The sequence below is a fragment of the Maribacter algicola genome (assembly GCF_003933245.1).
Lineage (GTDB): Bacteria > Bacteroidota > Bacteroidia > Flavobacteriales > Flavobacteriaceae > Maribacter > Maribacter algicola.
The window spans coordinates 621060-635701 of record NZ_QUSX01000001.1 but is presented as its reverse complement, the minus strand read 5'-3'; the positions used below and the strand labels follow the sequence as shown (position 1 = coordinate 635701).

11 protein-coding genes are annotated in these 14642 nt (G+C 44.1%); 2 read left to right on the top strand and 9 right to left on the bottom strand.

Annotated elements, in window-relative coordinates; translation table 11 throughout:
• Positions 1-2: 2 nt before the first annotated feature.
• From ccoN to DZC72_RS02695, 3 genes are all read right to left on the bottom strand, one after another.
• Positions 3-2204 (bottom strand): cytochrome-c oxidase, cbb3-type subunit I, encoded by a 2202-nt coding sequence (ccoN, locus tag DZC72_RS02705; RefSeq protein ID WP_125221359.1) that lies wholly within the window; start codon positions 2202-2204, stop codon positions 3-5.
• Between the two features lie 6 nt (positions 2205-2210).
• Positions 2211-2414, bottom strand: coding sequence for a cbb3-type cytochrome oxidase assembly protein CcoS (gene ccoS, locus DZC72_RS02700; RefSeq protein ID WP_125221358.1), 204 nt, complete (start codon positions 2412-2414; stop codon positions 2211-2213).
• A 103-nt stretch (positions 2415-2517) separates the two neighbouring features.
• Positions 2518-4914: a heavy metal translocating P-type ATPase gene (locus DZC72_RS02695; RefSeq protein ID WP_125221357.1), complete on the bottom strand. Its 2397-nt coding sequence runs from the start codon at positions 4912-4914 to the stop codon at positions 2518-2520.
• Between the two features lie 120 nt (positions 4915-5034).
• Here DZC72_RS02695 and DZC72_RS02690 point away from each other — a divergent pair, with 120 nt between their 5' ends.
• Together DZC72_RS02690 and DZC72_RS02685 are read left to right on the top strand one after the other, a co-directional pair.
• On the top strand, positions 5035-5724 hold the full coding sequence (locus DZC72_RS02690) for a Crp/Fnr family transcriptional regulator (protein WP_125221356.1): 690 nt from the start codon (positions 5035-5037) through the stop codon (positions 5722-5724).
• A 265-nt stretch (positions 5725-5989) separates the two neighbouring features.
• A complete protein-coding gene (locus DZC72_RS02685; RefSeq protein WP_125221355.1) occupies positions 5990-6895 on the top strand; it encodes a universal stress protein in 906 nt (301 codons plus the stop codon).
• Here the strand turns inward: DZC72_RS02685 and DZC72_RS02680 are convergent.
• The 6 genes from DZC72_RS02680 to hutH form a co-directional block, all read right to left on the bottom strand.
• Positions 6888-7115 (bottom strand): hypothetical protein, encoded by a 228-nt coding sequence (locus DZC72_RS02680; RefSeq protein ID WP_125221354.1) that lies wholly within the window; start codon positions 7113-7115, stop codon positions 6888-6890. The genes DZC72_RS02685 and DZC72_RS02680 overlap by 8 nt on opposite strands.
• 62 nt (positions 7116-7177) lie before the next feature.
• On the bottom strand, positions 7178-8371 hold the full coding sequence (locus DZC72_RS02675) for a hypothetical protein (RefSeq protein WP_125221353.1): 1194 nt from the start codon (positions 8369-8371) through the stop codon (positions 7178-7180).
• 354 nt (positions 8372-8725) lie between these two features.
• Complete coding sequence (hutG, locus tag DZC72_RS02670) at positions 8726-9700, bottom strand: formimidoylglutamase (protein WP_125221352.1); 975 nt, start codon at positions 9698-9700, stop codon at positions 8726-8728.
• Positions 9701-9754: 54 nt separating this feature from the next.
• Entirely contained in the window at positions 9755-11773 is a 2019-nt protein-coding gene (locus DZC72_RS02665; protein ID WP_125221351.1) for a urocanate hydratase, read from the bottom strand.
• 8 nt (positions 11774-11781) lie between these two features.
• On the bottom strand, positions 11782-13032 hold the full coding sequence (gene hutI / locus DZC72_RS02660) for an imidazolonepropionase (RefSeq protein ID WP_125221350.1): 1251 nt from the start codon (positions 13030-13032) through the stop codon (positions 11782-11784).
• 3 nt (positions 13033-13035) lie between these two features.
• Entirely contained in the window at positions 13036-14610 is a 1575-nt protein-coding gene (gene hutH / locus DZC72_RS02655; RefSeq protein ID WP_125221349.1) for a histidine ammonia-lyase, read from the bottom strand.
• Positions 14611-14642 lie beyond the last annotated feature (32 nt).

Sequence of the window (14642 nt, the reverse complement as noted above, 5' to 3'; positions counted from 1 at the left end):
GGCTATTTATTTTCTGAGATTAATTCGTTTGTTTCCTTAATTTTTATATCCGTACCCAATCGTTGTAGGTAGGCGATCATGGCCACAATTTCCCTGTCGCGCATTTCTATGAATTCCTCCCCGTTTTCAGCGGCGTATTTTTTATCGGCTTCGTAGGTCGATGCAAAATCCGGGTCGCTATAGAGGTTCTTCTCAATTTGTATGGCCTGTTCGCTCATACTGGCTTCGGCATTGGCAATATCCTCATCGGTATAAGGTACTCCCAAGGTAACCATGGCCTCCATTTTGTCCTGAACCCCACTTCTGTCATGTTTGTTGCGTACCAACCACGAGTAGGAGGGCATTATGGAACCGGAGGAGGTCGTTTGTGGATCGTACATGTGGTTCAAGTGCCAGTTATCCGAATACTTTCCGCCGACGCGTAGCAAATCCGGACCGGTTCTTTTACTTCCCCAAAGGAACGGATGGTCGTATACGAATTCACCGGCCTTGGCATATTCCCCGTAGCGTTCTACCTCACTTCTAAAAGGCCTGATCATTTGGGAATGGCATCCTACACATCCTTCTCTAATATATAGGTCCCTACCTTCCAATTCTAACGGTGTATAGGGTTTTACACTGGTAATCGTAGGAATATTGGACTTCACCATAATGGTTGGTACAATTTGCACGATACCTCCGATCAGAATGGCTACGGTAGCCAAGATGGTCAATTGGATGGGTTTACGCTCCAACCATGTGTGGAAGGTTTCCCCTGCGGTCCTGTTTTTTGATACTCGGGTAAGGGCAGCGGCTTCGGCCAACTCATCTTCCACTTTTTGACCGGATTTGATGGTAACAACGATGTTATACACCATTACGATGGCACCAACAATGTAAAGACTACCGCCAATGGCACGCATCCAATACATGGGGATAATCTCGTTTACGGTTTCCAGGAAGTTACCGTAGACCAAGGTTCCATCCGGATTAAAATCCTTCCACATCAAGGCCTGGGTGAAACCGGCTACATACATGGGCAGCGCATATAATATTATACCTAGGGTCCCGATCCAGAAGTGGAAGTTTGCCATTCCTACGGAAGCCAAACGGGTCTTGAACATTTTAGGGACCAACCAATAGATCATACCAAAGGTCAAGAAACCGTTCCAGGCCAAGGCACCTACGTGTACGTGGGCAATGATCCAATCGCTAAAGTGGGCTATGGCGTTCACGTTCTTTAGGGAAAGCATGGGCCCCTCAAAAGTGGCCATCCCGTACCCGGTAATCGCAACTACCATAAATTTAAGGGTTGGGTCCGTACGAACCTTGTCCCAAGCACCCCTTAAGGTCAAAAGACCGTTGATCATACCACCCCAAGATGGAGCGATCAACATTACTGAAAAGGCAACACCCAGGTTTTGGGCCCAATCCGGTAATGCGGAGTATAGCAAGTGGTGAGGTCCTGCCCAGATATAAATGAATATCAAGGACCAAAAGTGGACTATGGAAAGTCTATAGGAATATACAGGCCTGTTCGCCGCTTTGGGCACAAAATAGTACATCAATCCCAAGAATGGGGTTGTCAAGAAGAAGGCAACCGCGTTGTGGCCATACCACCATTGTACCAAGGCATCCTGAACCCCAGCATATACGGAGTAGCTCTTCAAGGCACTCACGGGTAACTCCAAACTATTGAAGATATGAAGTACGGCAACCGTTACAAAAGTGGCCAAGTAGAACCAAATGGCAACATATAAATGGCGTTGTCTTCTTTTGATCATGGTTCCGATTAGATTGACCCCAAAGGCTACCCACACAAGGGCAATGGCAATATCGATGGGCCACTCCAATTCCGCATATTCCTTAGATGTGGTAATTCCCAATGGCAACGTAATGGCTGCGGCCACAATGATCAATTGCCAGCCCCAAAAATTGATGTTGCTCAGCACATCACTGAACATTCGTGCCTTAAGGAGGCGCTGTGTCGAATAATACACACCGGCAAAAATGGCATTACCTACAAAGGCAAAAATGACCGCGTTGGTGTGCAAGGGTCTTAAACGGCCAAAACTTAGCCAAGAAATTCCGTCCGTAACATTCGGAAACAAGAACATAAAGGCCAATAATAGGCCAACGGACATACCAACAATACCCCAAAGCATTGTGGCATAGATGAACTTTTTTACGATTTTGTTATCGTAATAAAACTGCTGTACTTCCATAGTTGATTAGTTATTTGATTCTATTGATGTATCCATATTGGATTTTTGTAAACTCTTTTTCTGTTTTACCACTTCGTCCTCAAAGAGCATTCGGACAGAAGGCGTATAGGAATCGTCATATTGTCCGTTTTTTACCGAGAAAATGAAAGCGGCAAAAAAGACAATGGCGACGATGATACTAATGGCCAATAACACATAAATTACACTCATACCTACCTGAATTTCGGGGTAAAATTACCGTTGTTGACTCCTTTTAAATATGACATTTATCAGTTTTAAAAATTTTATTCATATGCTTGTTACTTATCGTTTCTTAGTTCAATTTTCTGCCCAAAAGGTTGGTCCGTACCGTTGTAAAGGCGACCACGCTAATGGAGCTCAAGGGCATTAAAATGGCTGCGATTACGGGCTGCAACTGCCCGGTAACAGCAAAATAAAGTCCAACAACATTGTATAGGAGCGATAATAAAAAGCTCAGTTTTATAATCTTCATGGCCTTCTTTGAGGCAATGATATATTGGTATAGGTATTGGAATTTTGAGGCATCCATAATGCCATCACAGGCAGGAGAAAATACATTGATGTTTTCTGAAATTGCTATGCCTACCTCCGCTTGGGCAAGTGCACCGGCATCGTTGAGTCCGTCACCCACCATCAAGACCTTTTTTCCCTGTTCCTGCAGGGATGTAATAAAGGTCAGTTTATCCTCTGGTTTTTGGTTAAAGTACAGCGGGGTGAGTTTGGGCAAGAGTCTTTCCAAGTTTTTCTTTTCCCCTTCGTTATCCCCAGACAGGATTGCCAATTGCAGTTGTTCCGACATTTGCCTAAAAACCTCCGAAACACCTTCCCTATATTGGTTATGGAAGACGTATTTGCCTTTGTACGCATTATTGCTAGCAACATGAACGGCCGTATTCAAACTATCCGACACTTCTCGGTTGCCCACAAATTCTGATGAACCTACCTTTATATGCTTGCCGCCTTTACTCCCCTCAAGGCCTTTGCCCACATGTTCCTCGTACTCATCCAAGGTATAAATATTGTGGTCTGACAGAATATCGTATAAGGTTCTGCTCAAGGGATGGTTCGAGGCCCTTAAGGTATTTTTTAAAAGGGATTCTTCCTCCGGTGTCAACGGCATCCCTTCATAAGTGGCCCAACTTCTTTTGGATGTGGTAATCGTGCCCGTCTTGTCAAATATGGCCGTGTCTACCTGGGCCAATTGCTCAATGGCAGCTGTGTCCCGTAGATAGAATTTCTTCTGACCAAATATCCTGAGCATGTTGCCCAAGGTAAAGGGGGAGGCCAATGCAATGGCACACGGACAGGCAATGATCAACACGGCCGTAAAAACGTTCATGGCCAAGGACGCGTCAAAATACAACCAATAGGAAGTGGCCAAAAAAGCGATGGTTAGTACCCCAATGGTAAAGCGTTTTCCAATACTATCCGTGATATTTTGGAATCGGGTGGACTTGTCCGTTTTAAAGACCGAGTTGCTCCAAAGCTGGGTAAGGTAACTTTGGGAAACCGATTTTAAGGCCTCCACCTCAATAGGCCCGTTCATTTGTCTGCCCCCTGCGAATACTTTATCGCCAAATTCCCTTTCAACGGGGACCGATTCCCCCGTTACAAAACTGTAATCAATCTGCGCTTTGCCCTTGTAAAGAAGGCCGTCCACAGGAATCAGCTCCCCATTTCTGATCAACAACAGGTCACCCTGCTTAATTTCGTGTACCTGTGTACTCACCTCAGTACCATCATCATTGATTTTGGTGACCGCAATGGGGAAATAGGATTTGTAATCCCTTTCAAAGGAAAGGAAGGAATAGGTCTTTTGCTGAAAAAATTTCCCAAGTAGCAGGAAGAAGACCAATCCGGTTAGAGAGTCAAAAAAACCGCTTCCCAAATCGAACATGATTTCGAGCGTACTACGTACAAACAAAACCAGTATCCCCAATGAAATGGGAACATCTATGTTCAAGATTTTGGAACGCAGCCCTTTGTATGCCGAAATGAAGTAATCGGCTCCCGCATAAAAAACGACCGGAAGGGAAAATGTGAACATCAACCATCTGAAAACAACTTCGTATTGGTTCAACCAAAATTCGCCACCGGATGTTTTGCTAGAGCTTAGATCAAAATAATCTGGAAAGGAAAGAAACATTACATTGCCAAAGGCAAATCCTGCGACTCCCAATTTGTAGATAAGGCTTCGATCTACCTTTTTTTCCTTTCCATCTATATCCTCCAAGGATATATAGGGCTCATACCCAATTCTGGCCAATAGCACCACTACCTCCTTTAGGTTGGTCTTTTTGCTGTTATAGGATATCCTTACCGTTTTCTTCGAAAAGTTTACTTGTGATGATGTAATGAACGGGTTCAGCTTGTTCATGTTTTCCAAAACCCATATACAGGAACTACAATGTATTAAAGGAACATAGAGATTCACTATCTGGAGATTGCCATCATTGAATTCCGTTAATTTTTCAACGATACTATCCGTTTCCAGAAAATCATAGGTGCCTTCGATAGCCGTGGGTGTAGAACCCGCAGAAGCCTGTAAGTCGTAATAATAGGAAAGATTGTTTTCCGAAAAAATCTCGTAGACGGTCTTGCATCCGTTGCAACAGAAGCATTTTTGGTCGTATTCGATACTATCGGAATCGCAATCGTCACCACAGTGATAACAATGTTGCTTTTCCATAATTCATTTGCTAATACCTTGGGCAAAGGTTGGAAATGAGGCAGTTTTTAAATATGATATTTATCAGGTTTTACGTAACTTGTTGAAATTACTTTTGAGTGGTCAGGTAAACTTTTTAAAATGGAAAGCAGATGTGAAAATTGTATCGTGCGGCAATTCAATTCCTTACGTGCGATGTCCAAGGAGGAATTAAAACGGGTATCGGATTCAAAAACAACCCGAATGATTAAAAAAGGTGAACCCCTCTTTAAGGAGGGCGAAAAGCTTGACGGTGTGTTTTGTGTTCGTGATGGGGTATCCAAACTATCCAAATTAAGCGAGAACGGAAAGGATCAAATTGTAAAACTTGCCAGCAAGGGTGAGGTCATTGGCCAGCGATCCGTAGTTGCGGAAGAAAGCGTGAACCTGAGTGCCGTGGCCGTGAGTGATATGGAGGTTTGTTTTATTCCCAAGGATGGAATAGTCTCTACCTTACATACCAATCCTAATTTTACCTTGGAGGTATTGAGGCATATGGCGCACGACCTAAAGGAGGCCGATGACGTTATCGTGAACATGAGCCAAAAAAGCGTAAAGCAGCGAATGGCCGAAGCTTTTTTGTATTTGAAAAATAATTTTGGAGAGGATGAGGAAGGCTATCTGAGACTCGTCCTATCTAGGGAGGATATCTCCAATGTAGTAGGAACCGCCATAGAATCATGTATTCGTATCATCTCAGAATTCAAAAAAAAAGGGTATCTGAAGACATCTGGAAAAAGAATTGGTGTTAAGGACGAGAAGGCCCTAAAAAATTTGGTGGAAGGATTTTAAAATCCAATTTCTGATTATAAACATCAATTACCAAAGCAATCACCGTAAATCCGTTATCTTCTATAGGCTTAAAGAAAGTTTGATTGCTAATTTTATCTAACCTGATGGGTTCAAAGGGATGTCTCTACATCGCCCACACTAACATTCAAAATCCAAAAAGCACTTTTGTTGGGCATCCAATGTCTTTTTATACAAAGCTGATAATTGTCATAGTTTCCTTGTATAGCACCGTCTAATTTTATCGTCGATTCAAAGTTGAAATTAGATGAAGAATATTTTAATTCCTACGGACTTTTCGGATAATTCCTGTAATGCTATCAAGTATGCCATATCCATGTTCTGGGATCAGGAATGTACCTTTTATTTGTTGAATACCTACACTCCTGCCATGGCCGGAAGTAGGTTTATGGCAACGAGCTTTGAAGAAAGCATGTTGACCAACAGTGCCGCAAAGTATTCACAAAAGGGACTTGAGGATCTTATGGCAAGGGTTCAGAAGGACTTCAATAACGATAGACATCATTTTGAGACTATTTCTTCCTTTAGTTTGTTGGTGGATGAGGTCATTGAAAGCATTACGGCTTATGATATTGAATTGGTCATTATGGGAACTACCGGGGCGACCGGTATGGAAGAGGTTTTTATGGGAAGTAATGCGGTACGGGTCATTAAATCGGTCAAGGATTGTCCGGTATTGGCCATTCCACAAAATTTTGAGTTTGAAAAACCCACGGAAATCGCTTTTGCCACGGATTTTACCCGTTTTTACACCAAATCTGAACTAAGGCCCTTGGTGGAACTCGCCACTATTTTTGATGCCACCGTTCGAATCGTACATGTACAATATGAAATCAAAACCCTTTCCGAATTGCAGCTGTTCAATTTAGGCATGTTACGGAAATATCTTGGCGATGTGGAACACTACGTGCATACCGTGTCTGAATTGAATTCAGTATCCAAGACTCTGGAGGTATTTTCCAAGGAAATGGAAATTCACTTGCTGGCCATGTTAAACTATCAACATAGTTATATGGAACAATTGGTACGGGAACCCGTTGTAAAACGGGTGGCCTTTCACACCAAGATACCATTGCTGGTCATACCGGAGCTTGGCATGACTTCACATTTAAAGGAATCTAGGAATAGGGATAACATCTTGATGTCTAATTGACCCTATTGCCAATGGGGTGGTCTTCATAAAAATCCTTAAAGGTTTTCTCCGTCGTGTAATTGTCGGTTAATACTTTGTATACCATGAGGACAATCAGGGCCTGACCCAAAACGGTGCAGTAAAATACCCAATTAAAAGGGAAATCCATAACGGACATGATGGTAACGGTGACAAGGGCTAAGGTGGTAATCAGCACCCAAATGTAGACTGAATCTTTCATTTTTAACAGAAAAATAATGTTTAGGGATTGGTAATTGCGTTAAAGTATTTCTAAAACTTGGATTAAAAATCGTGTTCCCAAAATCTATCGGCCTCTGGAATTACAGATTTCTTGCCAGCATCAAAAGGGTTAAAATTAGTTTTTGCAAAGTAATACCATAAGGTTGAGGACAATGCAGGGGTGATATCGGCATGGTCCCATAAGGCGCTCGCGCCATAGGAAGTTCCATAATTTGCAGCATAAGGTATACCTGCGGCATTTTCTGAAATCGTGCTCTGAATCCTTGTTTTTTCAATGTTCTCCATAATTTTTTCAGTAATGTCAGACCGTTGGATATCGTTAAAGGCCACTGCCATTTGTGCGGTACCTTCCAACCAAATAACGTCTTTGTCCTGGTCAAAACAATAGCCTGTAATCAATGCCCCGCTCAAGGTGGCAGTTTGGTCATTTAGGAATTTGTTGGCCTGAAATAACACGTCATCAGAGAGATCTTTGAAAATTAGTTTGCTTAGGGAAAGCACGTCTAGGGCAAAGGCATACTCCGGATTTTCTGGCCAGGCTATCAAGAGTCCCAATTCCTCGTCCCACCTATTGTTCCTTAGGAATTGTAGGATTTTTTTATGGAAATCGTCATATCCTTTTACGGCATGAAATGCCGTAATCATACCTTCCGTAACATTGGGGATTTCTGTCCCGTCCGCATTCGTACCGCCTTTTAGGGCGCCATTTTCCATTTGCAGGGACCGTAGCCAGCTATCCAGTTTTAGGGCAAGGGCTTCATATTTTGTGGATTTATATTTGTTCGCATATTGGTTCAAGGCAATCAGCAACCAGGCATTGTCGCCCATCCATATCCTTTCAGGTTCGGAACCATCTGAATTTCTAAATTGAAAAAATCCGCCGTTCTGGGATAGCTCAGTATCGGCTATGGATTCATAGTAATCGAATATCTTTTCGGTATTTTCCTTTTTATCCTCCTGTATGAAAAATATGGCGGCAAGCGCATTGTCATATAGGGAGGTAAAGCTTGAAATTTCAGTACTTTCCAATAAACCAGAGGATTGTTGTCTCCTTAAGATCCAATTGACAAAGGCCTCATCAAAAATTTGGGATTTTTGATTTGTTTTTTCGGATTCGGCGGCAATATCCTCGTCCAAGGAAACCATCAAATCTTCTTGTATGGTGGTTACGTCCTCTTTACTGCAGGAGATGAATAGGAATAAAAATGATATGAATGTGATTGGACGTAGGTTCATATGCCAGATATGGATTTGGCTTTGCAAGGTAGGTTTCGATTTTGGGGTTACTGGAAACTATCGACCAAGCGAAAGTATCTTCGCTATTACTCTTGTTCTTGGTATTTAACCTGATTTAATAGGTTTTAATCGAGTTTGCCCAATGTGTATATATGCCCTTTCAAGGGACAAATTGACCTTTCATCTTTCCCTATTTTTTTAAACCCTACAAAATATTAAAATTCCTTTCTTATCTTTGTGTCGTTGTGTTGTGTCTCAGAAGGAATTTTGGGACAATGGTGTAAATAGGTGATACCTATTTGAAACCAATGAAAGGCTTTCCATTTGGGAGGCTTTTTTTGTTTACTTCTGTTCTTAAGGAAGGTCGTGGAGTATAAAATGTACTAAGGATGCGGCTAATTTAGCCGTTTGGTCGTCCCGATCAAAATCCGGATTTAACTCGGCAATATCCAAAACCCGTAGCTTACCGCATCCCATAATGGTCTTTAGGGATTCTAGAACAACATCTGGGGTGAAACCCATGGGCGAAGGGGCACTTACCCCAGGGGCATAGGCAGATGAAAACCCGTCGAGGTCAATAGTTACATAAATATGGTCCACACTACTGGCAAAGGCGTTGATCCATGCATTTATTTCATTGTGGAATTGTATCCTAAAAGTATCCCGCATTACATACTTTACATCCAGTTTCTTAGCCGTTTCGAATAGGGTTCGGTCGTTGGCGTCCTTTCGTATTCCTAGGCAAAGATATTTGAAGGGTGAGCCGTTTTCTATACAATCCTGGGCTATCTGATAAAATGGGGTACCAGAATTGTTCACAGTGTTGCCGTCGTCCTGTAAGTTGTTTCTAAGGTCAAAATGGGCATCAAAATTTATAATACCGATGGTTTCCGATTTCCCAACATATTTTTTCAGTCCGTTGTAGGTGCCGTAGGCCATATCATGACCGCCTCCAAGTACGATGGGGAAGTGTTTTTGCTGAAGCAATAGGCAAATGGAATCGCCAAGGGCCTGTTGGGTTTCTTCCATATCGCCTTCCAAACATTGTAGGGTGCCCACATCATAGACCAGTGTCTCCGTTGGAAGATGGTTGGGCAGTTTGCCCAAGTGCTTTCTAATGGCATCCGGTCCATTGGCGGCACCAGGCCGACCCAAATTTCTTTTCACCCCTTCATCACAGGCATAGCCCAAAAGGGCAAAGCATTTTTCGGAAGCAACCGTTGCTACTTTGGTAATAGGCAAACAAGAAATCTTTTCATGTAAATACAGCTGCTGGCCCGATGGTCTTCCAGTGTATATGTTTGAAAAGGTTTCTGAGTAGTTGCTCATTTCGTGTCATTTTTTTTGCCTCATTTCATTGGGCAGGTGGATCCACCTCTATGTTTATCCTTCCGTTTTGGTCTTGAATACCGATTCTAAAACGTGGTCCTCCACGAAGTTAGGCAAATTAACTCGTAAGTTGGGTGTGCGCTCCATTTCCCGTTTTATGGCGAAGATGGCTTCCTTGTTTCGGGCCCAACTTCTTCGGGCGATGCCATTGTTTACGTCATAGAACAACATGTTTTTTAGTCGGTTCGAAGCTTCCTTTGTCCCGTCGAGCACCATGCCAAAACCGCCGTTGATGACCTCGCCCCAACCTACGCCGCCACCGTTGTGGATGGATACCCAGGTGGCGCCCCTAAAGCTGTCGCCGATTACGTTGTGGATGGCCATATCTGCCGTGAACTTACTTCCGTCGTAAATATTACTGGTTTCCCTATATGGACTGTCAGTGCCGCTCACGTCATGGTGGTCCCTACCCAAAACAACCGGCGCGGAAATTTCACCCGACTTCACCGCTTGGTTAAAGGCTTCGGCAATGGCGGCCCTACCTTCCGCATCGGCATATAAAATCCTTGCCTGGGAACCAACGACCAATTTGTTTTCTTCGGCCTCATGGATCCATTTGATGTTATCTTCCATTTGCTGCCGAATCTCAACTGGAGCGGTCGCTTTTATACGTAACATCACCTCCAGCGCAATCTGGTCCGTTTTTCTTAAATCCTCAGGTTTGCCAGAGGTGCAGACCCATCGGAACGGACCAAAACCATAATCGAAACACATAGGTCCCAATATATCTTGAACATAAGAAGGATATTTAAAATCAATCTGGTTTTCTGACATTACCTCTGCTCCGGCCCTTGATGCTTCCAAAAGAAAGGCATTACCGTAATCAAAGAAATAGCAACCTTTTTCGGTGTGCTTATTGATGGCATTGGCATGTCTCCTTAGCGAATCCTGGACCTTGGTTCTAAAAAGTTCAGGATTTGCGCTCATCAGTTCATTAGACTCATCATAACTGAGTCCCACAGGGTAATAGCCCCCGGCCCATGGATTGTGCAAGGAGGTCTGGTCAGAACCTAGATGTACAAATATGTTATCGGCGTAAAACCGCTCCCAAACATCTACCACGTTGCCAATAAAGGCCAAGGAGACTATTTCTTTGTTCTTGATAGCGACTTTTGTTCTTTCAACCAGTTTGTCCATGTCTTCCAATAGCTCATCTACCCATCCCTGTTCAAAGCGTTTTTGGGCGGCCGCCGGATTCACTTCGGCGCAGACGGTTATGCAACCTGCAATATTTCCTGCCTTGGGCTGGGCTCCGCTCATACCGCCCAGTCCGGCCGTAAGGAAGATTTTTCCCGTTGAGGTCTCACCGGGTTTCAACACTTTTCTAAAGGCGTTCATGACAGTAATCGTAGTGCCGTGAACGATACCCTGTGGACCTATGTACATGTACGATCCGGCGGTCATCTGGCCATATTGGGTAACCCCTAAGGCATTAAACTTTTCCCAATCATCGGGTTTGGAATAATTGGGAATCATCATACCGTTGGTCACGACCACCCTGGGGGCTTCCTTGGAAGACGGGAACAAGCCCATGGGATGCCCGGAATAGATATGAAGTGTTTGTTCTTCGGTCATCGTGGCCAAAAATTGCATGGTCAATAGGTATTGGGCCCAATTCTGGAAAACGGCCCCATTGCCCCCGTAGGTAATCAATTCTTCCGGATGTTGTGCCACATCGGGATTCAAATTGTTTTGTATCATCAGCATGATCGCGGCCGCTTGAGCTGTTTTGGCCGGATAGTGGGAAATGGGTCGGGCATACATTTTATAATCGGGCATGAAGCGGTACATGTAAATCCGACCATATTCCATCAGTTCTTGCACGAAATCCTCGGCAAGTTCTTGATGCCATTCCTGTGGAAAATACCGCAACGCATTTCGTATGGCCAACTTCTTTTCATCCTTCGAAAGGGTATCCTTCCTTTTTGGAGCATGGGGTACGTTGGAAGAACGTTCTTTTTTCTTTGGTAAATCCGATGGGATTCCCGCAAGAATCTGTGCTTTAAAATCCATGCTAGTCTTTAGGCTTTATGCTTGTTGTACACCAAATTTCCGTTTTTCCAGACCATGCAGGGTTTCAGGTTTCCTTGGTTGTACAGAATTTCCTGATAGTTATCGGTATGGAAAAGGCTAAAATCCGCTTGATGTCCCTGTGAAATTTTCCCTCGGTCCTTAAGCCCCAAGGCAGCGGCCGCCCTTACGGTAATTCCGGCCAGGACCTCGGCATTCGATAATTTTTCAAAAGCGCCTAAAATAGCCGCTTGGGTCAATAGGTCGCCCATGGGGGCGGAACCCGGGTTGTGGTCGCTAGCAATGGCCAAGGTGGCCCCCGCATCCAACAATTTTCTTGCCGGTGCAAAATTACATCCAAGTCCCAAAGAGGCTCCCGGTAAGGCCGTAGCAATCGTATTGCTCTTTGACAGAAGTTCAATTTCGGTATCCGTGCTGGCCTCCAAATGGTCTGCACTTATGGCACCAAAATCAACGGCCACTTTGCTCCCGCCAGTGGAAAATTGGTCGGCATGCACCGTAATATCAAATCCAAGTTGTTTGGCCGTTTCAAAATACGGGGCTATTTCCTCTGGAGAAAAGGCACTTTCTTCAATAAAAGCGTCGATTCTGTTGGCGAGATTTTTGGCCTTCAATTTCGGCAATAGTCTTTGGGCCAATTCCTGTAAATATTCGGTTTTGGTACCCGTATAATCCTTCGGAAACATGTGCGCGGCAAGACAGGTCGGGATTAGGTCGGATGGAACTTCTTTGTTCGCTTCTTGTATTGCCTCCAATATTTTAATTTCCTCTACAATAGACAGTCCATAACCGCTTTTCACCTCTAGCGTTGTGGTGCCCGTTTTAAGGTTCCGATTGGCCAATTTTACTGTCTTTTTAATTAAGGTTTCCTTGTCCGCCTTTCTGGTTTGGGTAACCGTATCCCAAATACCACCGCCCGCTTTGGCGATTTCCAAATAGGTTTTTCCCGAATTTCTGAGCGCGTAGTCGTTTGCCCGGCTTCCCCCAAAACAGATGTGGGTATGGGCATCTATAAAACCGGGAAGACAAACGTGGGCACCTGTTAATTCGTGACATTTTGCGGAGGCATATTCTTTTTTTAGGGTATCGTAATTTCCAGTGGCCAGCACTTTTCCATCGGAAATTAATATGCCTGCATCCTCAATGATCCAAAGTCGACTATCGGACAACGCACCTTTTAAAGGCAGGGCCTCCATGGTCAACAATTGTTTGAAGGGTCCGATTAATTGCAATGCATCCATATATCAATAGCTTTCAAATTCTGGCGAATATTTCGTTTTGAGCGAAATGTTTTTGTTCTTTTCAACTTTTTCAATTACCGATATGATCGTTTTGTTTTGTATCATTTCGATGCCCTTTTCGATATCGTCCGAAAAAACACGGTCTTTCTCGGCAAAGGGTACCCTTTTCCGAACCGCTTTGTGTATTTCATCCAAAAAGATACCCGATTTTAAGGGTTTTCTATATTCAAAGGCCTGGGCCGCCGTCAACAGTTCTATGGCCAATATTTTTTCTACATTTTCTATGACGCGAAGCGCCTTCCTGCCTCCAATGGAACCCATACTAACATGGTCTTCCTGCCCTAGGGAAGTGGGTATACTGTCCGCACTGGAGGGAAAGCACATACCCTTGTTTTCGCTGGCCAAGGCCGCACTGGTATATTGTAGGATCATGTAACCGGAATTGATACCTGTGTCCTTCATCAACAATTTAGGTACGCCGGGACTGTTTCCTTCCAAGGCCAAATAAATGCGGCGGTCCGAAATATTTCCCACCTCCGATGCCGCCAAGCAGGCATAGTCCAGGGCCAGGGCCAAGGGTTGCCCATGAAAGTTACCGCCACTAATGGTGAGTTCCTCGTCAATGATGACGGGATTGTCAGTAACCGAATTAAGTTCGGTTTCCAAAAGTTCCTTCAAGTGCAACCAGGCATTTCTGGAGGCCCCGTGCACTTGGGGGATACAACGTAGGGAATACGGGTCCTGTACGCGGTCACAATCGATATGGTCCTCCATGATTTCTGAACCCTTTAGCAATCGCTTGACGCGCCTGGCCACATGAATATTGCCCTTGAAGGGACGTAGTTCGTGCAGTTCCTTGTAAAAGGGCTTTACGGAACCTTGAAGCCCTTCGATCATCATGGCCCCAATGATATCGGCTTGGGACAAAACAGAATGCAATTTTTCCACGACCTTGACGGCGTGGGCGGCAATGAACTGGGTACCGTTAATTAGGGCCAGTCCTTCTTTTGGACCCAAGTTTATAGCTTCAAGTCCCGTTTTTTCAAACAAGGTTTGGGTCTGGATGATTTTTCCTTGATAATCGACCTTGCCCAGCCCGATCAAGGGCAAAAACAAATGGGACAATGGCGCCAAATCACCCGATGCCCCCACGGAGCCTTGAGACGGCACTACAGGTATCGCATCGTTTTCAATATGCCAAATAATTCGTTCCAACGTGTCAAGCGCTATACCAGAATATCCTTTTGCCAGCGAATGGGCCTTCAAAATCAGCATGATTTTGGCCAATTCTCCAGAAATTGGCTCTCCAACGCCCACACTATGGCTTTTAAGGATATTTGTCTGTAAAATGCGCGTCTCCTCTTTGGATATTTTGGTGGTGCATAGGGGCCCGAAGCCCGTATTTATCCCGTAAACAGGGTGTCCTTTTTCCACAATAGAGGCGACAACCTGTGAACTGTTCTCGATTCGTTTTTGAACCGAGTGGGAAAGAACAATTGTAGTACCTCCTTTTGCAATACTTAAGACCTTACTTACAGTGAGCCGGTCTTCTCCAAATTTAAAGGTGTCCAACGCCAAAATTTGCCTTTTAGATATTAGTTTTATAAAGA

Excerpts from the sequence above, each read along its gene's own strand:
- ccoN (WP_125221359.1), bottom strand. The coding sequence starts at position 2,204 with ATGGAAGTACAGCAGTTTTATTACGATAACAAAATCGTAAAAAAGTTC.
- ccoS (WP_125221358.1), bottom strand. The coding sequence starts at position 2,414 with ATGAGTGTAATTTATGTGTTATTGGCCATTAGTATCATCGTCGCCATT.
- DZC72_RS02695 (WP_125221357.1), bottom strand. The coding sequence starts at position 4,914 with ATGGAAAAGCAACATTGTTATCACTGTGGTGACGATTGCGATTCCGAT.
- DZC72_RS02690 (WP_125221356.1), top strand. The coding sequence starts at position 5,035 with ATGGAAAGCAGATGTGAAAATTGTATCGTGCGGCAATTCAATTCCTTA.
- DZC72_RS02685 (WP_125221355.1), top strand. The coding sequence starts at position 5,990 with ATGAAGAATATTTTAATTCCTACGGACTTTTCGGATAATTCCTGTAAT.
- DZC72_RS02680 (WP_125221354.1), bottom strand. The coding sequence starts at position 7,115 with ATGAAAGATTCAGTCTACATTTGGGTGCTGATTACCACCTTAGCCCTT.
- DZC72_RS02675 (WP_125221353.1), bottom strand. The coding sequence starts at position 8,371 with ATGAACCTACGTCCAATCACATTCATATCATTTTTATTCCTATTCATC.
- hutG (WP_125221352.1), bottom strand. The coding sequence starts at position 9,700 with ATGAGCAACTACTCAGAAACCTTTTCAAACATATACACTGGAAGACCA.
- DZC72_RS02665 (WP_125221351.1), bottom strand. The coding sequence starts at position 11,773 with ATGGATTTTAAAGCACAGATTCTTGCGGGAATCCCATCGGATTTACCA.
- hutI (WP_125221350.1), bottom strand. The coding sequence starts at position 13,032 with ATGGATGCATTGCAATTAATCGGACCCTTCAAACAATTGTTGACCATG.